Origin of the sequence: Bradyrhizobium sp. LB14.3, assembly GCF_040547985.1 — a bacterium.
Taxonomy (GTDB): Bacteria; Pseudomonadota; Alphaproteobacteria; order Rhizobiales; family Xanthobacteraceae; genus Bradyrhizobium.
Window position 1 is genome coordinate 65192 of record NZ_JBEPQT010000012.1, and the last position, 24899, is coordinate 90090.

25 protein-coding genes and 3 riboswitches are annotated in these 24899 nt (G+C 66.7%); of the genes, 18 read left to right on the forward strand and 7 right to left on the reverse strand.

What is annotated here, in order from left to right:
- Position 1: 1 nt before the first annotated feature.
- On the forward strand, positions 2–1696 hold the full coding sequence (locus tag ABIB00_RS21895; protein ID WP_354105818.1) for a ShlB/FhaC/HecB family hemolysin secretion/activation protein: 1695 nt from the start codon (positions 2–4) through the stop codon (positions 1694–1696).
- A gap of 16 nt (positions 1697–1712) precedes the next feature.
- Here the strand turns inward: ABIB00_RS21895 and bluB are convergent, their stop codons facing one another.
- The 3 genes from bluB to cobU are packed head-to-tail and all read right to left on the reverse strand — an operon-like array spanning position 1713 to position 3632.
- Positions 1713–2345, reverse strand: a complete 633-nt coding sequence (gene bluB, locus ABIB00_RS21900) for a 5,6-dimethylbenzimidazole synthase (protein ID WP_354105819.1) — start codon at positions 2343–2345, stop codon at positions 1713–1715.
- Positions 2346–2349: 4 nt separating this feature from the next.
- Positions 2350–3132 carry an adenosylcobinamide-GDP ribazoletransferase gene (gene cobS / locus ABIB00_RS21905; RefSeq protein ID WP_354105820.1) on the reverse strand — a complete coding sequence of 261 codons (783 nt, stop codon included), beginning with the start codon at positions 3130–3132 and terminating at the stop codon, positions 2350–2352.
- On the reverse strand, positions 3129–3632 hold the full coding sequence (cobU, locus tag ABIB00_RS21910; RefSeq protein ID WP_354105821.1) for a bifunctional adenosylcobinamide kinase/adenosylcobinamide-phosphate guanylyltransferase: 504 nt from the start codon (positions 3630–3632) through the stop codon (positions 3129–3131). Before cobU ends, cobS begins: the two co-directional genes overlap by 4 nt.
- Positions 3633–3753: 121 nt before the next feature.
- Here cobU and cbiB point away from each other — a divergent pair, with 121 nt between their 5' ends.
- Together cbiB and cobD are read left to right on the forward strand one after the other, a co-directional pair.
- Positions 3754–4695, forward strand: a complete 942-nt coding sequence (cbiB, locus tag ABIB00_RS21915; protein ID WP_354105822.1) for an adenosylcobinamide-phosphate synthase CbiB — start codon at positions 3754–3756, stop codon at positions 4693–4695.
- Positions 4696–4706: 11 nt separating this feature from the next.
- A complete protein-coding gene (gene cobD, locus ABIB00_RS21920) occupies positions 4707–5672 on the forward strand; it encodes a threonine-phosphate decarboxylase CobD (protein WP_354105823.1) in 966 nt (321 codons plus the stop codon).
- Here the strand turns inward: cobD and ABIB00_RS21925 are convergent.
- Both ABIB00_RS21925 and cobO read right to left on the reverse strand, forming a co-directional pair.
- A complete protein-coding gene (locus tag ABIB00_RS21925) occupies positions 5661–7109 on the reverse strand; it encodes a cobyric acid synthase (protein WP_354105824.1) in 1449 nt (482 codons plus the stop codon). The genes cobD and ABIB00_RS21925 overlap by 12 nt on opposite strands.
- A gap of 10 nt (positions 7110–7119) precedes the next feature.
- A complete protein-coding gene (gene cobO, locus ABIB00_RS21930; protein WP_354105825.1) occupies positions 7120–7755 on the reverse strand; it encodes a cob(I)yrinic acid a,c-diamide adenosyltransferase in 636 nt (211 codons plus the stop codon).
- Positions 7756–7795: 40 nt separating this feature from the next.
- Positions 7796–8015: riboswitch (cobalamin riboswitch) on the forward strand.
- Positions 8016–8110: 95 nt separating this feature from the next.
- Between cobO and ABIB00_RS21935 the strand changes: the two genes are divergently transcribed.
- The 7 genes from ABIB00_RS21935 to cobJ are packed head-to-tail and all read left to right on the forward strand — an operon-like array spanning position 8111 to position 16015.
- On the forward strand, positions 8111–8485 hold the full coding sequence (locus tag ABIB00_RS21935; protein ID WP_247350160.1) for a DUF1636 family protein: 375 nt from the start codon (positions 8111–8113) through the stop codon (positions 8483–8485).
- Positions 8482–9516, forward strand: coding sequence for a cobalamin biosynthesis protein CobW (gene cobW, locus ABIB00_RS21940; protein ID WP_354044233.1), 1035 nt, complete (start codon positions 8482–8484; stop codon positions 9514–9516). Before ABIB00_RS21935 ends, cobW begins: the two co-directional genes overlap by 4 nt.
- Positions 9516–12764, forward strand: coding sequence for a cobaltochelatase subunit CobN (gene cobN, locus ABIB00_RS21945; protein WP_354105826.1), 3249 nt, complete (start codon positions 9516–9518; stop codon positions 12762–12764). Before cobW ends, cobN begins: the two co-directional genes overlap by 1 nt.
- On the forward strand, positions 12761–13921 hold the full coding sequence (cobG, locus tag ABIB00_RS21950) for a precorrin-3B synthase (protein WP_354105827.1): 1161 nt from the start codon (positions 12761–12763) through the stop codon (positions 13919–13921). Before cobN ends, cobG begins: the two co-directional genes overlap by 4 nt.
- Positions 13921–14550 carry a precorrin-8X methylmutase gene (locus tag ABIB00_RS21955; RefSeq protein WP_247350166.1) on the forward strand — a complete coding sequence of 210 codons (630 nt, stop codon included), beginning with the start codon at positions 13921–13923 and terminating at the stop codon, positions 14548–14550. Before cobG ends, ABIB00_RS21955 begins: the two co-directional genes overlap by 1 nt.
- 2 nt (positions 14551–14552) lie before the next feature.
- Positions 14553–15284 (forward strand): precorrin-2 C(20)-methyltransferase, encoded by a 732-nt coding sequence (locus ABIB00_RS21960; RefSeq protein ID WP_247350169.1) that lies wholly within the window; start codon positions 14553–14555, stop codon positions 15282–15284.
- Entirely contained in the window at positions 15281–16015 is a 735-nt protein-coding gene (gene cobJ / locus ABIB00_RS21965) for a precorrin-3B C(17)-methyltransferase (protein ID WP_247350171.1), read from the forward strand. Before ABIB00_RS21960 ends, cobJ begins: the two co-directional genes overlap by 4 nt.
- On the opposite strand, the gene ABIB00_RS21970 is transcribed toward cobJ, so the two are convergent.
- Positions 15991–16737 (reverse strand): cobalt-precorrin-6A reductase, encoded by a 747-nt coding sequence (locus tag ABIB00_RS21970; protein WP_247350174.1) that lies wholly within the window; start codon positions 16735–16737, stop codon positions 15991–15993. The two genes, cobJ and ABIB00_RS21970, sit on opposite strands and share 25 nt — an antisense overlap.
- On the opposite strand from ABIB00_RS21970, the gene cbiT reads away from it, so the two are divergent.
- The 8 genes from cbiT to cobT all read left to right on the forward strand — a co-directional run bounded on the left by cbiT (position 16736) and on the right by cobT (position 23943).
- On the forward strand, positions 16736–17917 hold the full coding sequence (cbiT, locus tag ABIB00_RS21975; protein WP_247350176.1) for a precorrin-6Y C5,15-methyltransferase (decarboxylating) subunit CbiT: 1182 nt from the start codon (positions 16736–16738) through the stop codon (positions 17915–17917). The genes ABIB00_RS21970 and cbiT overlap by 2 nt on opposite strands.
- Positions 17914–18282: a cobalamin biosynthesis protein gene (locus tag ABIB00_RS21980; RefSeq protein WP_247350178.1), complete on the forward strand. Its 369-nt coding sequence runs from the start codon at positions 17914–17916 to the stop codon at positions 18280–18282. Before cbiT ends, ABIB00_RS21980 begins: the two co-directional genes overlap by 4 nt.
- Entirely contained in the window at positions 18279–19061 is a 783-nt protein-coding gene (cobM, locus tag ABIB00_RS21985; RefSeq protein WP_247350180.1) for a precorrin-4 C(11)-methyltransferase, read from the forward strand. The genes ABIB00_RS21980 and cobM overlap by 4 nt, the downstream gene beginning before the upstream one ends.
- Positions 19061–20371 carry a cobyrinic acid a,c-diamide synthase CobB gene (locus tag ABIB00_RS21990; RefSeq protein WP_247350182.1) on the forward strand — a complete coding sequence of 437 codons (1311 nt, stop codon included), beginning with the start codon at positions 19061–19063 and terminating at the stop codon, positions 20369–20371. The genes cobM and ABIB00_RS21990 overlap by 1 nt, the downstream gene beginning before the upstream one ends.
- Complete coding sequence (gene cobA / locus ABIB00_RS21995; RefSeq protein WP_354105828.1) at positions 20368–21099, forward strand: uroporphyrinogen-III C-methyltransferase; 732 nt, start codon at positions 20368–20370, stop codon at positions 21097–21099. Before ABIB00_RS21990 ends, cobA begins: the two co-directional genes overlap by 4 nt.
- A gap of 45 nt (positions 21100–21144) precedes the next feature.
- Positions 21145–21364: riboswitch (cobalamin riboswitch) on the forward strand.
- A 37-nt stretch (positions 21365–21401) separates the two neighbouring features.
- The gene (locus tag ABIB00_RS22000; RefSeq protein WP_247350185.1) at positions 21402–22079 is read left to right on the forward strand and encodes an energy-coupling factor ABC transporter permease; all 678 of its coding nucleotides are present in this window, start codon (positions 21402–21404) and stop codon (positions 22077–22079) included.
- Between the two features lie 46 nt (positions 22080–22125).
- The gene (gene cobF, locus ABIB00_RS22005; protein ID WP_354105829.1) at positions 22126–22875 is read left to right on the forward strand and encodes a precorrin-6A synthase (deacetylating); all 750 of its coding nucleotides are present in this window, start codon (positions 22126–22128) and stop codon (positions 22873–22875) included.
- Positions 22876–22890: 15 nt separating this feature from the next.
- Positions 22891–23943: a nicotinate-nucleotide--dimethylbenzimidazole phosphoribosyltransferase gene (gene cobT / locus ABIB00_RS22010; RefSeq protein ID WP_247350189.1), complete on the forward strand. Its 1053-nt coding sequence runs from the start codon at positions 22891–22893 to the stop codon at positions 23941–23943.
- Here the strand turns inward: cobT and ABIB00_RS22015 are convergent, their stop codons facing one another.
- On the reverse strand, positions 23944–24516 hold the full coding sequence (locus ABIB00_RS22015; RefSeq protein ID WP_354105830.1) for a histidine phosphatase family protein: 573 nt from the start codon (positions 24514–24516) through the stop codon (positions 23944–23946). It abuts the gene before it with no gap.
- Positions 24517–24586: 70 nt separating this feature from the next.
- Positions 24587–24788: riboswitch (cobalamin riboswitch) on the forward strand.
- The last annotated feature ends 111 nt before the right edge of the window (positions 24789–24899 follow it).

The following is a 24899-nucleotide window of genomic DNA, read 5'->3' on the forward strand; positions in this document are numbered from 1 at the left end:
AATGCGGATTCTGGGGGCAGCATTTGGGGTTGGGCTGGCAGCTTGCTGCATCGCTCCCGCACGCGCGCAGGTGCCCTCGATCAATCCCGGCGTGATCCAGAACGACGTCGACCGGCAGCGCCGGCAGCTCGAACAGCAGAGCGCGCCGCCGAAGCTCAACGGGCCGGCGGTGATCGGCGGTGAGCGGGAAAAGTCCCAGCTCCTGAAGCCGGGCGGCCCCAAATTCCGCCTGCGCAAGGTCGAGTTCGACGGCTCGAAGTTCATCACGCCGGCCGAGCTCGACGAGATCGCGAAGAAGTATGTCGGCAAGAACGTCGACATCGCCTCGCTGTTGCAGCTCGTCGCCGACATCAATGCCATCTACACCGAGCGCGGCATCGTCACGGGCATAGCGACGCTGCCCGAGCAGGATGCCAAGGGCGGCATCGTCCGCGTCAAGCTGACCGAAGGCCGGCTCCAGAAGACGACCATCGAGGGTAACAAGCAGACGCGCACCGACTACATCCTTCAGCGCGTGAAGGAGCCTGAAGGCGAGGTCCTCGACGTTCCACAACTCAATCGCGATGTGATCTGGTTCAACCGAACCAACGACGTGCAGATCAAGGCGCTGCTCCAGCCCGGCACGAGCTTCGGCCTGACCGATCTCCAGTTCGCGGTGATCGAGCCGCCGATCGACACCCTGCAGCTCTTCACCGACAATCAGGGCGCGGAAAACACCGGGCGTTGGGAGGGTGGGGCCTTCTACAAGCGCCACGGTCTGTTCGGCGTCGACGACCGCCTGACCTTCTACGGTGTCCGTTCCGACGGTAATCTCAACGGCAACGCCGCCTACAGCGTTCCGGTCAATCCCTGGGGTGGCCGCGTCGGTGTCAGCTACACCGAAGGCAAGATCAAGATCATCCAGGGCCCGTTCGTCGCGCTCGACGTCACCGGACGCTCAAGCCAGGCCGCGGTCAATTTCAGCCAACCGGTCTGGGTGACGCAGAACTGGCTGGTGCTGCTCAACGCCGCGGAGACCGAGGGCAAGACGGTCAGCCGCTTCGCCACGGTCGCCGTGACCCAGGATCATTACGACAAGGCCACGGCGGGCCTCTCGGTGACCAATTCCGGCAACACCTATTCGATCACTGTCTCGCCGGCCGTGAACTACATCGAGTGGCAAGACCATGTGCTTGGCAACAACCGCGCGTTCAACACCTATACCGGCTCGTTGATCGCGACCAGCGCCGCAGGCCCGGCGAATTTCAGCACCAATGTGCTGGCGAGCTGGCAATACACGCAGGAGAAGCTGCTGCCGGGCGACCAGATTTTTTCGATCGGTGGCCCCACCACCGTGCGCGGTTATCCCTCCAACTCGGCGTCCGGTGACAGCGGCTATTACTTCAACGCCGAGCTGCACTACAATTGGTCGTCATGGCTCAGGGGATTTGACACCTACATCTTCACCGACTGGGGCGCGGTATATTCGACATTTCCCGGCATCACCGAGCTGGGTTCGGTCGGCGTCGGCTTTTCCTGGACCTATGCGTCGTTCCTGACGTTCGAGGCCAATTACGCGACCCCGCTGAAGATGGCCGTCTCGACCCAGAACCACTACGAGGCCTATGGCCGCGTCATTCTCCGGCCGTTGTTGATGTTCCAGAAGCCGGAAAATCCCGCGCCGGTGGCGGCAATTGCCGGCAGGAGCAAGTCGTAGGGCGTATGGGACGCGCTTAACGCCGCAGCGTGAATTCTTCCGCGCCGCGGCGCTGCTCCCATTTCGCCTGCTCCAGCTCGGGCTGGTCGCATTCGAGTTCGGGATAGCCGATGCAGAGATAGGCGATGAACTTCCAGGTATCAGGCACGTCGAGAATGGCGTGGATGCGATCCGGATTGAGGATCGATACCCAGCCAAGCCCGATGCCTTCGGCGCGCGCGGCGAGCCACATCGCGGTGATTGCCGCAACCACGGAATATTCCGTCGTCTCCGGCATCGTTGCGCGGCCGAGGCCGTGACCGATGTCGCTTGCCTTGTCGGCGAACACGGCGAGGTGGCCGGGGGCCTGTTCGAGACCCGACAGTTTCAGCGTGGCATAGCGCGCTGCGCGCTCACCGGCGTAGGCATTCAGCGCGGCGGCGTTGCACGCTTTGAAGTCGTCGATCACGGCTCGGCGCCGTGCGGCGTCATCGACGATGACGAAGCGCCAGGGCTGGCTGAGGCCGACCGAGGGTGAGAGACAGGCCGTCTCGATCAGGCGATCGATGGCGCCGTCCTGCAAAGGATCGCTGCGGAAGCGGCGCACGTCGCGGCGCCACACGAATAGTTCGCGCAAGTGCTGACGGAAGGTGCCGTCGAACTCGACCATATGATCAGCCTCCCATCCGGAAGGATGCCGCCACCAGTAGAATGAGGATTTCGCCGCTCTGCTCGAACGCTCCGAGGATGTCGCCGGTTTGCCCGCCGATCTGGCGGATGGCAAGTCGCGCCAGCATCAGGCCGGCGAGGGAGAGCAGGATCAGGCTGACGAGCGCCTTGCCCGGTCCGAGCGTAAGGGCGAGCGCGAGCGTTCCAACAGCGATGGCGATGGCGACGCTGCGGCCCGGCGGAGATCCCGCACTTGCCGACAAGCCGTCAGGTCGCGCAGGCGCGACCTGCGACATGAAGGCCGGCACGCCCGCGCGGGCCGCGATGTGCGCAGCGCACATTGCGAGCATGACGGCCCACGGATTGGCGATCGCCGCGAGCGCGCTCCAGCGCAGGCCGAACGACAGGATCAGCGCGCAGACGCCATAGGTGCCGATCCGGCTGTCGCGCATGATCTCGAGCTTGCGCTCGCGCGTGCGGCCGCCGCCGAGCCCGTCGGCAGTATCGGCAAGGCCGTCCTCATGCAGCGCGCCGGTGATGAGGGCGGTCGCGGCCAGCGCGAGCAGGGCGGCAAGGTGCGGTGTCAGGCCGAACCGGCTGGCGATCGCATAAACCATAGCGCCGGTAAGCCCGACGGCCAGCCCCGCAACGGGAAGCGCCCAGGTCGCGCGCGCGATGGCCCCGTCGCCCGCTGGCTTCGACGATGCCACCGGCAGGATCGTGACAAAGGACGCCGCGATCCTGAGATCGGCGATGATGTCCCGCAGAAGCTCGGCGCGCGGCGTCATTTCAGTTTCATCGGCAGGCCGGCGACAACGAACTCGACCTCGTCGGCCACCGCCGCGATGGTCTGGTTCATGATCCCGGCGGCATCGTGAAAGCTGCGCGCCAACGCGTTGTCGGGCACGATACCAAGGCCGACTTCATTGGTGACGAAGACGACGGGGCTCTTCAGGCGGGGCAAGGAGCCGGCAAGCTCTGTCATCTCCCGCTCCCAGTCGCGTCCCGCGTGCATGAGGTTGGAGAGCCACAGCGTCAGGCAATCGACCAGCCTTGCGCCGCCGCCGTCGGTTGCGACGAGCGCGGGCACGAGATCGAGCGGCACTTCGCGTTCCATCCAGTCGGTTCCGCGGCGCGCGCGATGCTTGGCGATGCGCGCCTCCATTTCCGCATCGAGAGCCTGGGCCGTTGCGACATAGACCGGCTGCCCGGGAAAGGCGCGCGTGCGCATTTCCGCACGCTTGCTCTTGCCCGACCGTGCTCCGCCGGTGATCAAAATGACGGCCATAAAGTCTCCTGTCGGCCAGCACTAATCACCAAACTTGGGCAAAGACAAAGCCGAAATCCGCCAGCCGGGGGCTTGCGCTCCGGCCGGGGTTTGCGCAACAGGGGCGGGACAGGAGGCGTGCGTGGGTTTTGCCGGTGCGATGGTCGTGGCGATGGCGGTGGATGCCCTGTTGGGCTGGCCGTCGTGGTTGTTCGCGCGGATCGGCCATCCCGTCACTTGGCTGGGCCGGCTGATCTCTGCCATCGACAGCGCCTGGAATCGCGCGTCCGATCCGCCGGCGCTTCGCCGGGCCGCGGGCGTTGCCGGCGCACTCGTCGTGATCGCGCTCGCCGTCGCGCTCGGTTGGGCGCTTCAGTCCTTGCTGCCCTTGGGCTGGATCCAGGTCGTGCTGGTCGGCGTCCTGGCCTGGCCGCTGGTCGCCTTGCGCTCCTTGCTCGACCACGTTGCTGCCGTCGCAAATCCCATGCGGGCCGGTGATATCGCCGCCGCACGCGACGCGGTCTCGCGCATCGTTGGCCGCGATCCCCTGACGCTCGACGAGGGCGGCATCGCGCGCGCGGCGATCGAGAGCCTCGCCGAGAATGCATCCGACGGCATTGTCGCACCCGTGTTCTGGGGCGCGCTGTTCGGTCTGCCCGGCATCTTGGGCTACAAGGCGATCAACACACTGGACTCCATGATCGGTCATCGCAACGAACGGCACGAAGCCTTCGGCTGGGCGGCGGCGCGCATCGACGATGTCGCCAATTTCATTCCGGCGCGGCTGACCGGATTTCTGTTCGTGCTGCTTGCGCCACAGCGATCCGAGGCGTTGTCTTGCATGATGCGGGATGCACGCCGTCATCGCTCGCCGAATGCCGGCTGGCCGGAAGCGGCCATGGCCGGCGCGCTTGGTGTGCGGCTCAGCGGTCCGCGCATCTATCACGGCAGCACCACGAACGAGCCATGGCTGAATGAAGGTGCGCGCGATCCGCTCGCCGCCGACATCGGCGCGGGGCTGATGGTTTACCGCCGCGCCATGCTGCTGCTCGCCGGAATCCTTGCGATCCTAGTCTTCGCGTGAAAGAACAGCGCATGCGCGAGCACGGTGGAAATCTCGATCTGGCCCAGCAGCGTTTCGGCGGTCGCGCCGAGGACTGGATCGATCTGTCGACGGGGATCAACCGCCTGCCTTATCCCGTGGGCGAGGTGAGCTCGCGCGCATGGAATGCCTTACCGTCGCGATCCGAGATCGAGGCGCTGCATCAGGCGGCGCGGCACGCTTACCGCAGCCGCGCGGCGGTCGTTGCGCTTGGCGGCGCACAGGCCGCAATTCAACTGCTGCCGCAATTCGCACGACCCGGCTGCGCGCGCATCCTCGCGCCGACGTACAACGAATATGCCGGGGTCCTCTCGGCTGCGGGCTGGGAGGTGGAAGAGGTCAGCGCACTCGAGGCGCTGGCCGGCGCGGACCTCGCCATTGTCGTCAATCCCAATAATCCCGACGGCCGGTGCCATCCGTCAAAGGATTTGCTGGAGCTGCTGCCGCGCGTCGGCCGTCTCGCCATCGACGAGAGTTTTGCCGATATGGACCCGCAACTGTCGCTCGCGCCGGAAGCAGATCGGCCGGGGCTGCTGATCCTGCGCTCCTTCGGAAAGTTCTATGGCCTTGCCGGCCTGCGGCTCGGCTTCGCGCTCGGCAATGAGTCCGATATTGCCAGGCTCGCGTCGATGTCGGGGCCGTGGCCGGTCTCGGGAGCGGCGATCGCGATTGGCTGCCGCGCTCTGCGTGACGATGCCTGGGCGGAAGCCACATCCGCGCGGCTCGCGCGAGACTGCGTTCGCCTCGACGCCATGGTGCAGTCGCAAGGCTGGACGCTCGTTGGCGGGACGCCACTGTTTCGTCTCTACGAGACACCCGACGCGCTCGCCGCGCAGGAGAGGCTGGCGCGTCGCCGTATCTGGTCGCGCGTGTTCGCGCGAGAGCCGACATGGCTGCGCCTCGGGCTTCCGGGCAGCGAATCCGAATGGACGCGCCTGGCCGAGGCTCTAGCGCGCTAGCGCGAGCAGGCCGTCGACGTCGAGATGTTGCTCGATGTGATCGGCGAGGGCATCGAGCGCACTCTCGACCCTGGCGTGATACGGCTCGTCGCCTGCGGGAATGTCTAGCTTTGCCAAAAACGCCTTGCGGAAATCATCCGACCTGAAAAGGCCGTGCAGATAGCTGCCCTGCACGCGTCCGTCGCGCGAGATCGCGCCTTCCGGTTCGCCGTTCAGCTTTGCGAATGGGCACGCGCGGTCGGGTCCGTCGGTGCGGCCGATGTGGATTTCGTAGGCCTCGATCGGCTGATCCGTGGCGGCGTGCACGGCCGCGACGCGGGTCAGCGTCTTCTGCGGGCTCATCACCGTTGTCACGTCCAGAAGTCCGAGACCTGGGGTGTCGCCCGCAGGGCCCTCGATCCCACCGGGGTCAGTGACGCTGTTTCCGAGCATCTGATAGCCGCCGCAGAGGCCGAGCACATGGCCGCCTCTGCGGTAATGCGCCAGGAGATCAATGTCCCAGCCCTGCGCGCGCAGGAAGGCAAGGTCGCCGCGGGTGGATTTCGAGCCGGGAATGATGACGAGCCTCACGTCGCCGGGGATGGCTTCGCCCGGCCGCACCATCAAGAGATCGACGCCAGGTTCGAGTTTTAGCGGATCGAGATCGTCGAAATTGGCGATCCGCGACAGCACGAGACATGCGATCTTGCATTGCCCCGGCTTGCGCGCATCGCTCAGGCCCAACGCGTCCTCCGCCGGCAGCTCGCCGGCGCGCGTGAACCAGGGCAGCACGCCAAAGCCGCGCCATGTGGTCTTTTCTTCGATCAGCTTGTAGCCGTCATCGAACAGCGTGGGATCGCCGCGGAACTTGTTGATGACAAAACCCTGGATCATCGCGGCATCGTCCGGGTCGATCACCGTCTTGATGCCGACGAGTTGCGCGATGACGCCGCCGCGGTCGATGTCGCCAACCAGCACGACCGGCACGTCGGCCTTGCGTGCAAAACCCATATTGGCGATGTCGGCCTCGCGTAAGTTCAGCTCGGCCGGACTGCCGGCGCCTTCGACCAGCACGAGATCGGCGCGCACCTTCAGCCGCCCAAAGCTCTCCAGCACGGCGCCCATCAATGACGGCTTCATCGCCGCATATTCACGCGCGCGCGCGGTCGCGATGCGTTTCCCCTGCACGATCACCTGCGCGCCGACATCGGTCTCGGGCTTCAGCAGCACCGGGTTCATGTCGGTGTGCGGCTCGACGCCGGCGGCGAGCGCCTGGAGCGCCTGGGCGCGGCCGATCTCGCCGCCGTCGACGGTCACGGCCGCATTGTTCGACATGTTCTGCGGCTTGAACGGGAGCACGCGCAGGCCGCGTCGCGTGAAGGCGCGCGCGAGGCCGGCGACGATGAGCGACTTGCCCACGTCCGAGCCGGCCCCCTGGATCATCAATGCGCGCGCCATCGCGAGTTTCTCAGAACTCGACGCCGGCTTGCGCCTTGATGCCGGAGCGGAAGGGATGCTTGACCAGCGTCATCTCGGTGACGAGGTCGGCGATCTCGATCAGCTCGTCCTTGGCGTTGCGTCCCGTGAGCACGACATGCGTCATCGGCGGCTTCTGCGTAGCCAGAAAATCGACGACCTCGGCGATGTCGAGATAGTCGTAGCGCAGCGCGATGTTGATCTCGTCGAGCACGACCATGCGCAGGTTGTGGTCGAGAATCAGCTCCTTGGCCTTCTCCCAGCCGGCGCGCGCTGCGGCGATGTCGCGGGCGCGGTCCTGCGTCTCCCAGGTGAAGCCTTCGCCCATGGCGTGGAACTGGCAGAGGTCGCCGAAATGGCCGGTGAGCATGCGACGCTCGCCGGTGTCCCAGGCGCCCTTGATGAATTGCACGACCGCGCAGGGGAAGCCATGGGCGACGCAGCGGACGATCATGCCGAAGGCGGAGGAGGACTTGCCCTTGCCGGCGCCGGTGTGGACGATGATGAGGCCCTTTTCACCGCTCTTGGTCGCCATGATCTTGTCGCGGGCGACCTTCTTCTTCGCCATTTTCGAGGCGTGGCGGGCATCGGTCTCGTCGACCGTTTGGGTATCCGGTTCGGGCGTCATCGGACGGGGTCCTTCGGCTTGACAAGAGGCGGCCGGGGGCAAATGGTGGCCCGGCGTTGGTTCCTGTCCTACGACAGGCGAAGAGGGAATGCGATAGGGTCCGAATCGGCAAGATTTGGTTCCAAAATGCAGCCGCCCCCGCGACCGTGACCGGAGAGATGCCCGAAGCCACTGACCCCCCTTGGGGATCGGGAAGGCGGGGATCGAAGGGGAAACCCTGCTCCGGAAGCCGGGAGACCTGCCAGCGCGGACGATTTTGGACCGGCGGACGGGGTGTTCCGCGACGGGGAAGCGGGCCTTCGCAAGAATGGTTCGTGCGCCTCTTCGCTTCCCGCCGTTTATTCTGGAAGAGGCGATGACCGTCACACTTCACGTCTGCATCACCTGCCGTGCCGGGGAGACGCTCGGCGAAGGCGAGGCGACACCCGGCAAGCGCCTGCATGGTGCGATCCTCGATGCCGGCGTGCCCGACGGCGTCAATGTAGTTCCGGTCGAATGCCTGTCTGCATGCAGCCAAGGCTGCTCGGTCGCGCTCAGCGCGCCCGGCCGCTGGTCTTATGTCTATGGTCGCCTGTCGGATGCGAATGCGCCCGACGTGGTCGCGGGCGCCGCCGCCTATGCCGCCGCGCCCGACGGCCTCGTGCCCTGGCGCAGCCGTCCCGAGATCTTCCGCAAGCAATCGCTTGCCCGCATTCCCCCCATGGCCGTCGTGCCGGAGGCCGCCGAATGAATTCGCTCGCAAAAGTCCCGGTCACGGTGGTCACGGGATTTCTCGGCTCCGGCAAGACGACGCTGATCCAGCATCTGCTCGCCAACGCCAACGGCAAGAAGCTTGCGGTGCTCGTCAACGAGTTCGGCAGCCAGGGCGTTGACGGCGAGATCCTGAAATCCTGTGCCGACGCCAATTGTCCGGAAGAGAACATCATCGAGCTCGCCAATGGCTGCATCTGCTGCACCGTTGCCGACGATTTCATTCCGACCATGGAGAAGTTGCTGTCGCGGCCGGTAAGGCCCGATCACATCCTGATCGAAACCTCGGGCCTGGCGCTGCCAAAGCCGTTGCTGAAGGCATTTGACTGGCCGGAGATCCGTTCGCGCATCACGGTCGACGGCGTAATCGCGCTGGCCGATGCCGAAGCTGTCGCCGCTGGTCGCTTCGCGCCCGACCCGATTGCTGTCGAAGCGCAGCGCGCGGCGGACAAAAATCTCGATCACGAGACGCCGCTGTCGGAGGTGTTCGAGGACCAGATCGCCTGCGCGGACATCGTGCTGCTGACCAAGGCGGATCTTGCGGGCGCGGCAGGCCTCGAAGCGGCCAAGGCGGCGATCACCGCCGAGATGCCGCGCCGCGTGCCGATGTTGCCGGTGACCGATGGCGCGATCGACGCGCGCCTCATCCTCGGTCTCGGCGCTGCCGCCGAGAATGATCTTGCTGCGCGCCCCTCGCATCATGACGGCGAGGAAGAGCACGAGCACGATGATTTTGCTTCGGTCGTGATCGATCTTCCTGAAGTCGCCGATGTCGATGCGCTGGTCGCGTCGGTCCAGCGTCTCGCGCGCGAGCAAAACGTGCTGCGCGCCAAGGGTTACATCGCGGTTGCGGGCAAGCCGATGCGCTTGCTGCTGCAAGCAGTCGGTGAACGCGTGCGCCACCAGTTCGACAAGCCCTGGGGCGCTGGTCACAGGCAGTCAAAGCTCGTCGTGATCGGCGAGCACGGAAATATTGATGAAGCCGCGATCAAGGCGGGACTCGGTATCTGATGCACGTCGTCTTCCGCGAGAGCCGCGGTCTCGAGGAGACCGCGACGCCAAGGGACATCGGCCAGGATCCGGCCGATCTCGTGGTGCTCTCGTATTCGGATTCGGATCTTGCGGCGTTCGCGGCCGGCTGGCGCCGCGGCCGCGACACTCTGCCGTCGCTGCGGCTCGTCAATCTCGCAGAGCTCCGTCATCCGCTTTCGGTCGACACCTATATCGAGCGTACGTTGTCGCGGGCGCGCGGCATTCTGGTGCGTCTGATCGGCGGTGAGTCCTATTGGGCGTATGGGCTCGCGGCTCTGCAGCAACTGGCGAAGGATCGCGGCATCGTCCTGGCCGTGCTGCCGGCCGACGGCCGCGACGACACGCGGCTGGACGCATATTCGACCTTGCCGGTCTCGACGCTGCGGCGGCTCAAGGTGCTCTGCGACACCGGCGGCCCCGTCGCGGCGCAAGCGGCGATCGCGCAGCTCGCGCTGGCCTCCGGTCTCTATGCCGGGCCGGTTATCGGCGAGATGAACGTTCCCGAGATGGGTTTTTACGACCCCGGGCGGGGCGTCATTGGGGCGCCGTCGGCCTCCGAGGGGAAGCCGCGCGCGCTGGTGACGTTCTATCGCTCCTATCTCACCGCCGCGGACACCGCCCCGGTCGATGCCCTGATTGCCGCGCTGCGCGAGAAGGGATTTGATGCGCATGGCGTATTCGTCACCTCGCTGAAGGCTGCAGGCGTTGCGGATTGGCTTGGGACGTATTTCGCGAAGAACCCTCCGGCTGCGATCGTCAATGCGACGGCGTTCTCGGCGATGGGCGAGGACGGCACGACGCCGTTCGATGCTGCATCCTGTCCGGTGTTCCAGGTCGCGCTCTCATCGGTGCGGCGGGAGGACTGGACCGAGTCGCTGCGTGGTCTGTCGCCCGGCGATCTCGCGATGCATGTTGTGCTGCCCGAGGTCGACGGCCGTCTGTTCGCGGGTGTGGTGAGCTTCAAATCGGCCGCGATGCGCGATCCCGATCTGCAATTCTCGCATCTTGCGCATCGCGCGGATGAAGAGCGCGTGAACGCCGTCGCCGCGCATGTTGCAGCCTGGCGGCGCCTTGCCGAGAAGCCGGCTGCCGGCAAGCGGTTGGCGCTCGTGCTCTCGAACTATCCGGGTCGTCCGCACCAGATCGCGCATGCGGTCGGTCTCGATGCGCTTGCTTCCGTCGAAGCGTTGCTGTCCGACCTCGCGGAGGCCGGCTTCGATGTCGCGCCGGTCCATGGACTCGGCGAAACGCTGCTCAAGCAGACCTTGAGCTGGAGCATTGCCGATTACCGCGCGGCGCTCTCGCGCCTTCCGCAAGTCTTGCAGGATGATCTCGCGCAAGCCTGGGGCGCGCCGGAGGATGATCCAAGCTGCCGCGACGGCGCGTTTCATTTCGCGGCCATCGCGTGCGGCCAATCGATCATCGCGGTTCAGCCGGAGCGTGGCGATGCGACCACGCGCGATTCCGACTATCACGATCTCGCCCGCACGCCGCGCCACGCCTATGTCGCGTTCTATCTCTGGCTGCGGGGGCAGGGCTGTGATGCCGTCGTGCACATGGGCGCGCATGGCACGCTGGAATGGCTGCCCGGAAAATCAGTGGCGCTGTCGCAGACGTGCTGGCCGGAAGCCCTGACCGGCGATTTGCCCGTTATCTATCCCTTCATCGTCAACGATCCCGGCGAAGCCGCGCAGGCCAAACGGCGCATCGGCGCCGTCACCATCGGCCATCTGCCGCCACCACTGGCAGCATCAGCGGTGCCGGACGGGTTGCGCAGGCTCGAACAGCTTCTCGATGAATATTCGACTGCCGATGGCCTCGATCCCGCCCGCCGCCAACGCTTGATCGCCGCGATCCGTGACGAGGCACGCGCGGCTGGCCTCGAAGACGATCTTGGCCTCGATGCTGCGGCCGCACCGGCCGAAGCGATCCCGCGGATCGACCGCTTCGTCTGCGATCTCAAGGAAAGCCAGTTCGGCGACGGCCTGCACGTGTTCGGCCGCGGACCCTGCGGCGACGCGGAACGAGACGCTCTGCGGGCCGTGCTTGCAGGACAGCGTGTCGCGCCGGGGCCGTCAGGTTCGCCCTATCGCGGGCGCCAGGACGTGCTGCCCACCGGACGCAATCTCTTTGCTGTCGATCCGCGCGCGGTGCCGACGCCGTCGGCGCATGCCCAAGGCATCAAGCTCGCGGAAGAATTGCTACGTCGTCATCTGCAGGATCACGGCGACTGGCCGAAGGGCCTTGTCGTCGATCTCTGGGGCTCGGCGACGATGCGTACTGCGGGCGAAGAGTTTGCGATGGCGCTGCATCTGGCCGGTCTTGCGCCGCGCTGGGATCACGCCTCCGGCCGTGTGACCGGCTACGACATCATCGCGCCGGCCGAGCTTGGCCGCCCCCGCATCGACGTCACGCTGCGTGTCTCGGGCCTGTTTCGCGATGTCTTCGCCGGCCTCGCGCAATTGTTCGAAGCCGCCTCCGAGGCGCTGGCGACCCGCGAGGACGAGGGCGATGAAAATCCGTATCGCCATCGCACGTCGCGCGTGTTCGCGCCGCGCCCCGGACAATACGGCGTCGGCCTGTCGGCCATTCCGAATGCCTTCACGCCCGAGACGCGCGAATCCGCCGGCGAAGCGTGGCTCTCGGCATCGTCCTGGGCATTCTCCGCGGACGGCGCGATCAAGCCCGATCGCGCCGGCATCGAATCGCGGCTCGCATCCGCCGATGCTTTCGTGCACGTGCAAGATTTGCCGGAAACCGATCTTCTGCTCGCGGCCGACTATGCCGCCCATGAAGCCGGCATTGCGGCGGCCGCAGCGCATCTCGGCGCGGCAGGACCATCGCTCTATCATCTCGACACGACGCGACCCGAGCAACCGCATGCGCGTACGCTGACCGAGGAAATTTCGCGCGTGGTCCGCGCGCGCGCGGCCAACCCGGCCTGGATCGCCGGCATGATGCGCCACGGTTTTCGCGGGGCGGCCGAGATCACGGCAACGCTCGAGCACATGGCGGCCTTCGCGCATCTGGCCGGCGCGGTGCCGCCGCATCTGTTCGACCTCTACTACGATGCGACGCTTGGCCACGACGACGTCCGCGCCTTCATGGCCCGCGAAAATCCGGCAGCGCTGGCCGCGATGGAGACCTGTTTCACGCGCCTGCATGAGGCCTCGCTCTGGCGAACGCGCCGCAATTCGATCGCGGCTGCGCTGCGGGAGGCATCATGAGCGCTTCCGTGGTCAAGGGCTGGTGTCCCGGCGCGCTGCGCCCGATGCAATCGGGCGACGGGCTCGTGGTTCGTGTACGTCCGTTCGGCGGACGGCTCGATGCTGCACAAATCTCTGGACTGGCCCGTCTCGCCGAACGCCATGGCAACGGCCTGATCGACGTGACCAGTCGGGCCAATCTCCAGATCAGGGGCGTCAGCGACACCAGCCACAGGCTGCTGCTCGACGGCCTTTCGGAACTGGCGCTGCTCGACCCCGACGCTGACACCGAATCCCGTCGCAACATTCTTGTGACGCCGTTCTGGCGTGCCGGAGACGCGACACAATCGCTCGCCGCCGAGCTTGAGGAGGCGCTCGCTGACAGCAAGCTCGAACTTCCAACCAAGTTCGGCTTCGCCATTGATGACGGCACCTCACGTGTGCTTGCGGGCGATTCCGCGGACGTACGAATGGAGCGCGATCGATCGGGCGGACTGCTGGTGCGGGCCGATGGCGACAAACTCGGCCGCTCCGTCGTGCGCGGCGAAGCCGTGACCACCGCGCTCGCGCTCGCCAACTGGTTCGTGATCTCAGGCGGCGCCAGGGGCGGGCGAGGGCGGATGGCGGCGCATCTGGCCGGTGCGACCCTGCCGGCGGCATTGCTCGGCGATGCCGAGCCGGCGCCGATCATGGCCGCGGCGCGTCCAGGCCTCTATTCGCAAGGTGCGATGGTCGGCGTCGCCTTCGGACAGATGGCGCATGCGACGCTCGACCAGTTCGCCGGTTTCGGACATGCGCTGCGCATGACGCCGTGGCGGATGGTTTTGAGCGAAGGCAAGCGGGTGATGCCGAACGCGACTGGCCTGATCACCGAGGCCTACGATCCTGCGCTACGCGTGATAGCCTGCAGCGGCGCGCCACGCTGTCGCGAGGCGCATGCCGATACCCGCGGTCTGGCCGCGGCCCTGGCTCCGAACATCGGCGCGGCCGCACGGCTCCACGTCTCTGGTTGCGCCAAGGGCTGCGCCCATTCCGGTGCGGCCGCCATCACTCTGGTCGCGACCGGCGCAGGCTTCGATCTCGTGCGCGCTGGGTCGACACGCGATGAGCCCATCCTGCGGGGGCTGAGCCGCGACGATATCGTCAGAGATCCCTCCATTCTGATGGGAGGGCATTGATGCCGCATCTCTACGAGACCGACGGCGCTGCGATCTATCGGCAATCCTTCGCCACTATCCGGGCTGAGACGGATCTTGCGCGCTTTTCGCCGGACGAGGAACAGGTGGTGGTGCGGATGATCCATGCCGCCGGCATGGTCGGCCTGGAGGCGCATATCCGCTTCACGCCCGGCATGGCGACAGCCGCGCGCGCGGCCCTGCAGAAGGGCGCACCGATCCTGTGCGACGCGCGCATGGTCTCCGAAGGAATTACGCGCGCGCGGCTTCCCGCGGCCAATGCTGTCATCTGCACGTTGGGCGACGAGACCGTTCCCGCGCTCGCGCAATCCATGCGCAACACCCGTTCGGCTGCGGCTCTCGAATTGTGGCGCCCGCATCTCGATGGCGCGATCGTGGCGATCGGCAACGCGCCGACCGCATTGTTTCATCTGCTCAACATGCTGGAGCACCGCGACTGTCCCCGGCCAGCGGCGATCATCGGCTGTCCCGTGGGCTTCGTCGGCGCCACCGAATCCAAGGCTGCGCTGATGGCCGATCCGCCGGCGCCGGCGCTCGCGGTCGAGGGCCGCCTCGGCGGTTCCGCGATCACGGTCGCCGCCGTGAACGCGCTGGCGAGCCGGAGCGAATAGCGATGGGACGCATCATCTGCTGCGGTCTCGGCCCCGGTGATCCCGATCTGATGAGCGTGCGTGCCGACCGCATGGTGCGCGGCGCGAAACACGTTGCCTATTTTCGCAAGAAGGGCCGGCCCGGCCAGGCGCGCCGCATCGTCGAGGGCATGCTGGCTGCCGACGTCACCGAATATCCCATGGAATATCCTGTTACGACCGAGATCGCCTTCGACGCGCCTGAATATGTCCAGCTGCTTTCCGGTTTCTACGACGAATGGGCGGAGCGCCTGGCGCGGCTGGCGCGCGGGGTCGATGTCGTCGTGCTCTGCGAGGGCGATCCTTACTTCTACGGCTCTTTCATGCATCTGCACACGCGCCTGCAAACCCGCGTCGAGATCGTGGTGATCGCGGGCATTCCCGGCATGGTCGGTTGCTGGAATGGCGTGGGACAGCCGATCGCGCTCGGCGACGACGTGACGACGGTGCTGATGGGCACGCTCGCCGAGGACGAGCTTGCACGCCGCATGCGCGATTCCGATGCACTTGTGATCATGAAGACCGGGCGCAATCTCGCAAAGGTGCGCCGCGCGCTCGCTGCCGCCGGACGGCTGGACGATGCCTGGTTGGTCGAGCGCGGCACCATGCCGGGAGAGCGCGTGGTGCGGCTCGCGGAGATCGATGCCGCCGACTGTCCCTATTTCGCGATCGTGCTCGTGCACGGCAAGGGCCGGCATCCGGACGCCGCCGAATGACGGGAACCCTGACCATTGCGGGTCTTGGGCCGGGCAGTGATGCGCTGGTGACGCCCGAGGTCTCCGCCGCGCTTGCCGCCGCGACCGACATTCTGGGCTACGCGCCCTATGTCGCGCGGGTGCCACCGCGGCCGGGGCTCAAGCTGCATCCGTCCGACAATCGCGAAGAGCTGCAGCGTGCGAGCGAGGCGCTGCGGCTCGCGGCCGAAGGCGGCCAGGTCGTCGTCGTGTCCTCCGGCGATCCCGGCGTCTTCGCGATGGCCTCCGCCGTGTTCGAGGCGCTCGAACAGGCGCCGCAATGGCAGGAGCTGCCGATCCGTGTGCTGCCCGGCATCACTGCGATGCTGGCGGCTGCCGCGCGCGCCGGCGCGCCGCTTGGCCATGATTTCTGTGCGATCAACCTGTCGGACAATCTCAAGCCGTGGGCCGTGATCGAGAAGCGCCTGCGGCTCGCGGCGGATGCCGATTTTGCCATTGCGATGTACAATCCGCGCTCGGCGAACCGGCCGGAAGGGTTTGGCCGTGCGCTTGCGGTGCTGAACGAGGCCGGCTGCGGCGAGCGCCTCGTGATCTTCGCGCGTGCCATCAGCGCTGCTGACGAAAACATCGAGACCGTCAGGCTGAACGAGGCGACGCCGGAGATGGCCGACATGCGCACGCTGGTGATAGTCGGTAATTCGCAGACCCGCCGCGTCGGCCGCTGGGTCTATGCGCCGAGGCAGGTGCGATGACCGAGCCACGCCATGATCTCGGCCACGCTCTCCACCCGTTGGCGCTCGGGGAGTTCCGGCCGCGAGATCACGATCACGGGCAGGGCCAGCATCCGGGCTGCGTCGATCTTGGCGCGCGCGCCGTCGCCGCCCGAATTGCGGGCGACGATCCGGGTGATACCTCGCGCGCGCATCATTTCCAGCTCGCCCTCAAGCGTGAACGGCCCACGCGACACGATGACGTCCGCGGCGAAGGGCCGAGGCGCTTCGGGCGGATCAACGAATCTCAGCGTATAGGCGTGCTGCGGCTTGGCCGCGAATGGTGCGATGTGCTGGCGGCCGATGGCGAGGAATATGTTTGCCGGCGCGTCGGGCAGCGCGGCGACGGCTGCGTTGACATCTGCGACCTCGATCCAGTTGTCGCCGGGAATCTTGGTCCATGGCGCACGCTCAAGAGCGATCAGCGGCGTTCCGGTTTCCGCGCACGCCTCAACCGCGTTGCGGCTCATCCCGGCCGCGAAGGGGTGCGTCGCATCGACCACATGCGTGATACCTTCACGGCGAACGTAGTCAGCAAGTCCGCTGACGCCGCCAAAACCGCCGATCCGGGTCGGCAGCGGCTGATTGGCAGGTGCACGGGTGCGGCCGCCATAGGAATAGACGGCATCGATGCCTGCGCGCGCAATCTCCGCCGCAAGCAGGCTTGCATCGGCCGTTCCGCCCAGAACGAGCGCGCGCGTCATGGCTGATCCCTGGCTGACCATTATCGGTATCGGCGAAGATGGCCTTGCCGGGCTGTCCGAAGCAAGCCGAAAGGCGCTTGCCAATGCTGAAACCGTCTTCGGCGGGGAACGGCACCTCGCGCTTGCCGGTGTGACCAGCCGGGGTCGCCCATGGCCCGTGCCGTTCGATGCAGATGTCGTGCTGAGCCGCCGCGGCCGCCCGACGGCGGTGCTCGCCTCCGGCGATCCGTTCTGGTACGGCGCTGGCGCGGGCCTTGCCGAGAAGCTCGATGCCGGCGAGTGGATTGCGCATTCCGCGCCGTCGACCTTCTCGCTAGCCGCCGCGCGACTAGGCTGGCGCCTCGAAGCAATTGCCTGTCTCGGTCTCCACGCCGCACCATTCGAGCGTCTCGTGCCGCATCTGGCGCGAGGTGCGCGCATTATTTGTCTCGTACGCGACGGCAAGGCGGCCGGCGATCTCGCGAAATGGCTGACGGCGCGCGGTTGGGGTGCCTCGTCATTCTGGACGCTCGCCGCGCTCGGCGGACCGCGCGAAAGTATCAACGAGCATCGCGCCGATAGCTTTGCGGGTGATCTTGCCGAGAGCCTGGTTGCAGTGGCCGTTGAGGCGGCGGGCATGCAGGGCCTTCCTCGCAGCTCGGGACTATCAGACGATTTCTTCGTCCATGACGGCCAGATCACCAAGCATCCGGTCCGTGCGCTCGCGCTTTCGGCGCTGGCGCCGCGTCCCGGTGACCGGCTGTGGGACATCGGCGCCGGTTCGGGCTCGATCTCGGTTGAGTGGGCGCTGTGCGGCGGTACGGTGATCGCGATCGAGGCGCGCGAGGATCGTGCCGCGAACATTCGCAACAATGCTGCGGCGTTCGGGTTGGCACATCGGATCACAGTCATCACGGGAAAGGCGCCCGAAGCTCTGGTTGCGCTGGAAGTGCCGGATGCCGTCTTCATCGGTGGCGGTCTCGACGTCGCGATGTTCGACGCCGCCTGGTCGCGCCTCGCGCCCGGAACGCGACTCGTTGCGCATGCGGTGACGCTGGAGACGGAAGCGCTGCTCGGTGAGCTGCACCAGCGCCATGGTGGCGACTTGATGCGGGTCGAGATCGCACATGCCGCTCCGCTCGGCCGCTACCGGTCCTGGGAAGCGGCGCGGCCGGTGGTGCAATGGAGTGCGGTCCGATGAAGGTCGCCGGGCTCGGATTCAAGCGGGGCGTCACGCTGGCTTCGTTGCGCGAGGCGCTTCTGGCGGCCGGTGGTGCCGAGGGCCTCGCAGCGGTGGCGACTGTCAGCGACAAGGCCGACGCGGAGGTGCTGAAGCAGCTCGCGCATGAATGCGGCGTGCCGATCAAGGCGATCGCCGCCGAAATGCTGGCCGGCATCGATACGCCGACACAGTCAGAACTCGTCGCAGAAAAGTTCGGGACGGGATCGGTCGCCGAGGCCGCAGCGCTCGTGGCAGCTGGACCTCGCGCGCGACTGATCGCGACGCGGGTGGTCTCGCAGGATCGCACCGCGACCGCGGCGATCGCGGAAGGAGACGGCGCATGACGGTGCATTTCATCGGCGCCGGACCGGGCGCTCCCGATTTGCTGACACTGCGCGGCCGCGATCTGATCGCCACGTGCCCGGTCTGCCTCTATGCCGGCTCGCTGGTGCCGGAGGGCGTGCTGGCGCATTGCCCGCCCGGCGCGCGCATCGTCAACACCGCGCCGCTGTCGCTCGACGAGATCGTCGCGGAGATCGCTGCCGCGCATGCTGACGGCAAAGACATCGCGCGGCTGCATTCGGGCGACCTCTCGATCTGGTCGGCGATGGGTGAGCAGCTCCGCCGCCTGCGCGCGCTCGGCATTCCCTACACCGTCACGCCCGGCGTGCCGTCCTTCTCGGCCGCCGCAGCCGCATTGGAGGCCGAGCTGACGCTGCCCGGCCTTGCCCAGACCGTGGTGCTGACGCGCACGCCGGGCCGTGCCAGTGCAATGCCCGAAGGCGAGAAGCTCGCCGCCTTCGCCGCCACCGGCGCGGTGCTCGCGATCCATTTGTCGATCCATTTGCTCGACAAGATTGTCGCCGAGCTGACGCCGCATTACGGCGCGGATTGCCCGGTCGCGATCGTCTGGCGTGCGAGCTGGCCCGACCAGCGCATCGTCCGCGCCACGTTGGCAACGCTCGACGCCGCTGTCGGCGGCGAGATGGAGCGCACCGCATTGATCCTGGTCGGCAAGACGCTGGGCTCGGCGGATTTTTCCGAGAGCCGTCTCTATGCCGCCGATTATGACCGCCGCTATCGCCCCGTGGGCGCAGAGCCGCGTTTTCCGGAGGTGTCGTGATGGCGGCAGGGCTCGTCATCTCCGCGCCGGCCTCGGGCGTCGGCAAGACGACGCTGACGCTGGCGCTCGCTCGCGCTTGGCGCAATAGCGGATTGCGGGTGCAGTGCTTCAAGAGCGGGCCTGACTATATCGACCCTGCGTTTCATGCGGCCGCTACGGGACGCGCCTCCGTCAATGTCGACAGCTGGGCGATGGATCGCGGGACGATCTCGCATCTCGTCAGCCGCGGCACTGACGCCGATGTCGTGCTGGCCGAAGGCTCGATGGGCCTGTTCGACGGCGTCGCCGCGCGGGGCGTCTGCGGTACCGGGGCGACCGCCGACATTGCAGAGATGCTGGACTGGCCGGTGCTGCTGGTGATCGATCCCTCGGGACAGGCACAGACGGCGGCAGCCATCGCCGCAGGCCTTCGCGACTATCGTCCCGGCGTGCGCCTTGCAGGCGTCGTGCTCAATCGCGTTGCCAGCCCGCGCCATGAAGCCCTCGTGCGGCGTGCGCTGCTGGATGCCGGCATTGCCGTGTTCGGCGCGCTGCCGCGCCATGCCGAGATCAGCCTGCCGAAGCGGCATCTCGGACTGGTGCAGGCCGAGGAGCAAGCGGAGATCGGCAAGTTGATCGACGAGGCCGCCCGCTTCGTCGCCGAGCATGTCGATCTCGATGCGGTGCTGCAATCGGCTGCCAGCTGGTCGCCGCAACCTGCCGCAAGCGGCGTGAACGCGACGCCGCCCGGCCAGCGCATTGCGCTTGCCCGTGACGCTGCGTTCTCCTTCGTCTATCCGCATATGCTGGAAGCGTGGCGCGCGGCGGGTGCGGAGATATCGACATTCTCGCCGCTGGCTGACGAAGGTCCTGATCCGGGCGCCGATGTGTGCTGGCTGCCCGGCGGTTATCCCGAGCTCCAAGCCGGGAAGATCGCGGCCAATGCGCGCTTCCGCAGCGGATTACGCGCCTTCGCAGCGACGCGGCCGGTGCACGGCGAATGCGGAGGCTATATGGTGCTGGGTACCGCTTTGACCGACGCCGACGGTATCCGCCACGAGATGACGGGCTTGCTCGGCCTGGAGACGAGCTTTGCCAAACGCCGCATGCATCTGGGCTATCGCTTGGCCGAACTCACAGCGCCGATGCCGGGTCATCAGGCGGGTGCACGCCTGCGTGGCCATGAATTCCACTATTCGACGATCCTCGCGCAGCCCGACACGCCGCTAGCGGTCGTGCACGACGCGACAGGTGCGGTCATCATCGAGACCGGCTCGCGGCGGGGACAAGCCACCGGCACGTTCTTTCATCTGATCGCGGAGGACCGGTGAGCGGTTTTGTCTCCTTCGTCTCCGCCGGCCCCGGCGATCCCGAGCTCCTCACGCTCAAGGGTGCCGCGCGGCTGCGCGAGGCCGACGTCGTGCTCTATGATGATCTTGCTTCGGGCGCGATCCTCGATCTGGCCCGTCCCGGCGCCAATCTCGTCGCGGTGGGAAAGCGGGCAAGGCGGCCTTCGACCAAGCAGCACCACGTTAACCGCCTCCTGGTCGACTACGCCGCAACCGGTGTGCGCGTGGTTCGCCTGAAGTCGGGCGATGCCGGTATCTTCGGCCGGCTCGAGGAGGAGCTCGAGACGCTCCGCGAAGCGGGCATCGGCTATGAGATCATTCCGGGCGTCACCACGGCCTGCGTCGCTGCGGCCCAGGCCGGGATTCCCCTGACCCGGCGCTATACCTCGCGCCGGGTGCAGTTCATCACCGGCGCGGACGTCACGGGCGAGCTGCCGCCAGACCTCAACTGGGCGGCGCTGGCGGATCCGGAGGCGACGACCGTGGTCTATATGGGCCGCCGCACGTTTCCGGCGCTTGTCGCAAAATTGATAGGGCATGGGCTCTCCCCAACCACGCCGGCCTTGTTCGCCGAATCCCTCGGCCGTCCCGATGAACGATTGGTCCGCACCACCATTTCGGAGCTTGCCGAGCAGCTTGCGCGGGGCGGGGCGGCCTCCACGGCGGCCGTGATCCTGTTCGGCGCGCTGGCGGGGGAATATCCGTCATGACGGCCTCGGCCGCCCTTCGCCCCTTGACGCCCGGCTTGCGAAAGAGGCACACAGGAGAGGCATGGTGCTCGACGCGGCGCAAAGCGCCGGAGCATAATCGGGAATGGGGATGGGCGGACCCAGTTGCGGCGCCCAAAACCCCAGCCGCCCCCGCGACTGTAAGCGGTGAGGGACTTCGATCAGCCACTGGGCCGCAGGGTTCGGGAAGGCCGGAGACTCCCAGTGAACCGCGAGCCAGGAGACCGGCCCTGCACGTTTTTAGGCCACGGCCGTCGGGTGTGACGGCAAGAAGGATCTGAGCCATGCATATCGAACCCGGACTAGTCTCGGACGCCAAGCTCGTGTTGAGCTACGCAACCGGCATCGCCGTCGGCGGCGTTGCGTTGAAGCTCGCGGTCGAGACCGTGCGCGAGCAGGGTATCACGTCGTTCGCGGCGCGCACGCTCGCCACCACGGGCCTCGTGTTCGTCTTCTTCGAGATCCTGCCGCACTTCCCGGTCGGCGTGTCCGAAGTGCACTTCATCCTCGGCTCGACCCTGTTCCTGCTGTTCGGTGCTGCGCCAGCGGCCTTCGGCCTCGCGTTCGGCCTGCTGTTCCAGGGCATCTTCTTCGAGCCGCCCGACCTGCCGCAATATGGCATGAACGTCACCACGCTCCTGGTGCCGCTGTTCGCGATCCAGGCGATCGCCACGCGGATCATTTCGCGCAACACCGCCTATGTCGATCTGAAGTACCGCCAGGCACTGGCGCTTTCGACGACGTATCAGTTCGGCGTCATCGCCTGGGTGGCGTTCTGGGCGCTCTATGGCTCCGGCTTCGGCGCGACCAACCTCGCCAACATCGCGACGTTCGCGGCGTCCTACGCGCTGGTCATCGTGATCGAGCCGCTCGCCGATCTCGGCGTGCTGGCGCTGGCAAAGTCGTTGCGCGGCGTCACCGCGCCCGGCCTCGTCACCCCGCGTTTGCATAGCGCGGCCTGAGAGACAAGCGAATGGGCGGCTGTCATGGTCGCCCTTCGCAGCCTCGATGTTCACGCTCTCCCTGATAGGCATCGGTTGCGGCAATCCCGAGCAGCTGACGCGCGCCGCGATCGCTGCGATCAACGCGGCCGATCTCGTCCTGATCCCCCGCAAGGGGACCGCAAAATCCGATCTCGCCGATCTCAGGCGGACGATCTGCGCGGATGTGCTCACCAGCGACACGACGCGCATCGCCGAGTTCGATCTTCCCGTGCGCGATGCGGCTGAAGCGGACTACCGCAAGGGCGTGGACGATTGGCACGATGCCGTGGCCGAGACCTGGTCGCAGGCCATCGCAGATCATCTCGAAGCTGACGGCAAGGTCGCGCTGCTGATCTGGGGCGATCCATCGCTTTATGATTCTTCGCTGCGCATTGCGCGGCGGCTCAATCCCTTGCCTGAGATCGAGGTCGTGCCCGGCATCACCTCGATCCAGGCGCTGTGCGCGGCGCATGCGCTACCGCTCAATGATATCGGCGAGCCATTCCTGGTGACGACGGGCCGCCGCTTGCGCGATGGCGGCTGGCCGCAAGGTGTCGATACCGTGGTGGTGATGCTCGACGGCGGCACGGCGTTCCAGTCGCTCGATCCGGAAGGGCTTCACATCTGGTGGGGCGCCTATCTCGGCATGCCGGATCAGGTCATCATGTCCGGCGTGCTGGCCGAGATCGGCCCGCGTATCGTCGCCGTGCGGCAAGAGGCGCGCGAGCGGCATGGCTGGATCATGGACAGTTACATCCTCAAGCGCAGGCCGTAAGGCAAGCGAGGCAACATGCTCCCCGAATGGGTCTACCAACAGTGCCCCGATATTTCGGCAGTCCATCGCGAGGCGGCGGTCGCGCGGCAGGCGCAATTGACGAAACCGGCCGGCGCGCTCGGACGGCTCGAGCAGCTCGCGATCGAGCTTGCGGGCCTGCAAGCAACTGAGCAGCCGCGCGCGGCGCGGGTGCCGATCATCATCTTCGCCGGCGATCACGGCATTGTCGCGCAGGGCGTCTCGGCCTATCCGCAACAAGTGACCATCGCGATGCTGGCGAATTTTGCCTCCGGCGGCGCCGCGATCTCGGTGCTTGCGCGTGAACTGGGATCAAACCTGGAGGTCGTCGACGCCGGCACGCTGGCGCAGCAGGAGATGGCGGGAATCGTTACCGACAAGCCGCGTAGCGGCACGCGGGATTTCAGCGTCGAAGCTGCGCTCACCCCCGCGGAGCTGGCGTTTGCCTTCGAAGCCGGTCAGCGCGCAGTTGCTCGCGCCGCGGCCAGCAAGCCCGATCTCCTGATCTTCGGTGAGATGGGCATCGGCAATACCACGACATCGGCGGCGATTGCGGCGAGCCTGCTCGGCATGGGTGCCGAGGAGATCGCGGGCAGCGGAACCGGCGTCGACGCGGCCGGCCGTGCGCACAAGGCGCGGGTGATCAACGCTGCGATTGCACACCATGGCGTTGCGGGCGCTTCGCCCGAGAAAATCTTGTGCGCCGTCGGCGGCCTCGAAATCGCAGCCATCTGCGGCGCCATCATTGCGGCTGCGCAGCGCCGCATCCCTGTGCTGCTCGATGGCTTCATCGTGTCGGTGGCGGCGCTGGCGGCGACGCGGCTCAACCCCTCTTGCCAGCCATTCTTGTTGTCATCGCATCAATCGGCGGAGCAGGGGCACCGGCTGGTGCTGCGCGCGCTGAACGTGCAACCGCTGATCAGCCTCGATCTCAGGCTCGGCGAAGGATCGGGCGGGGCCATCGCGCTGCCATTGGTGCGATCCGCCTGCGCTCTCCACAACGGCATGGCGACCTTTGCGCAGGCCAATGTGCCGGATCGTCCGGCCTGATCAAAGCATCCGCTGGTTGACGGAGACGACGCGCCAGCCGGTCGTGAGCCGGTCGATCCGGGTCAGCGACAGCGGATCGATGACAAAGCGCAGGGCCGCTTGAGGCGTCAGATCCAGCGAAATGCACAGCGCCGCGCGGATGGTGCCGGAATGCACGACGAGCGTGGCCGATCCGGCTCCGATCCGCGAGAGCCCCAGCCGGACGCGCGTGACCTGATCCTCAAAGCTTTCGCCGCCCGGCGGCCGTCCGTGCGCCGGATCGTTCCAGAACTGCGCATAGGCGCCTCCTCCGGTCGCTGCGAGATCGTCATGCCGACGACCGGTCCAGGCACCGAAATCCTGCTCGCTGAATTCGCCCACCAACTCGGGTTCTAGCCCCAGCACGCGGGCCGTCTCGACCGTGCGCCGCGACGGGCTCGCAAAGCTCGTGGCGTTCTGCGGCAGACGCTGCCGCAGCGCCTCCAACTGCGCGCGACCGCCGAGATCGGCCGGCGCATCGGCTGCATGGATCGTCCCGGCGATCCCGTCGACGGGCGCATGCCGTATCAGCCAGAGGAAGGTCTCGCCTTCCATGCTTATCTCCAAGGAAGTTGGTCGTTGTGGCAATAACGCCTGCTGGCACATTGACTCTGTCTGGATCGTAATCCTAGATGCTCGTGACGGTTTCCCCGAGAGGGGATGAAAAGGGAATGCGGTGCGGGGACTTTGTCCCCAATGCCGTGGCTGCCCCCGCAACTGTAAGCGGCGAATCTTGCGTCACGAGCCACTGGGTATCTCGGTCCCGGGAAGGCGACGCAAGGTAGTGACCCGCGAGCCAGGAGACCTGCCGTCAGCCGTGGTCACACGCGAAGATGTCGGTCGGGGAGTACAGACATTCGGCTTCATCGGAAGGCTGACAAGCCAAGGTGAGACCTCGTTCGCTGTGACGTGCCACTGACGTCATACCGAGGTCTGAA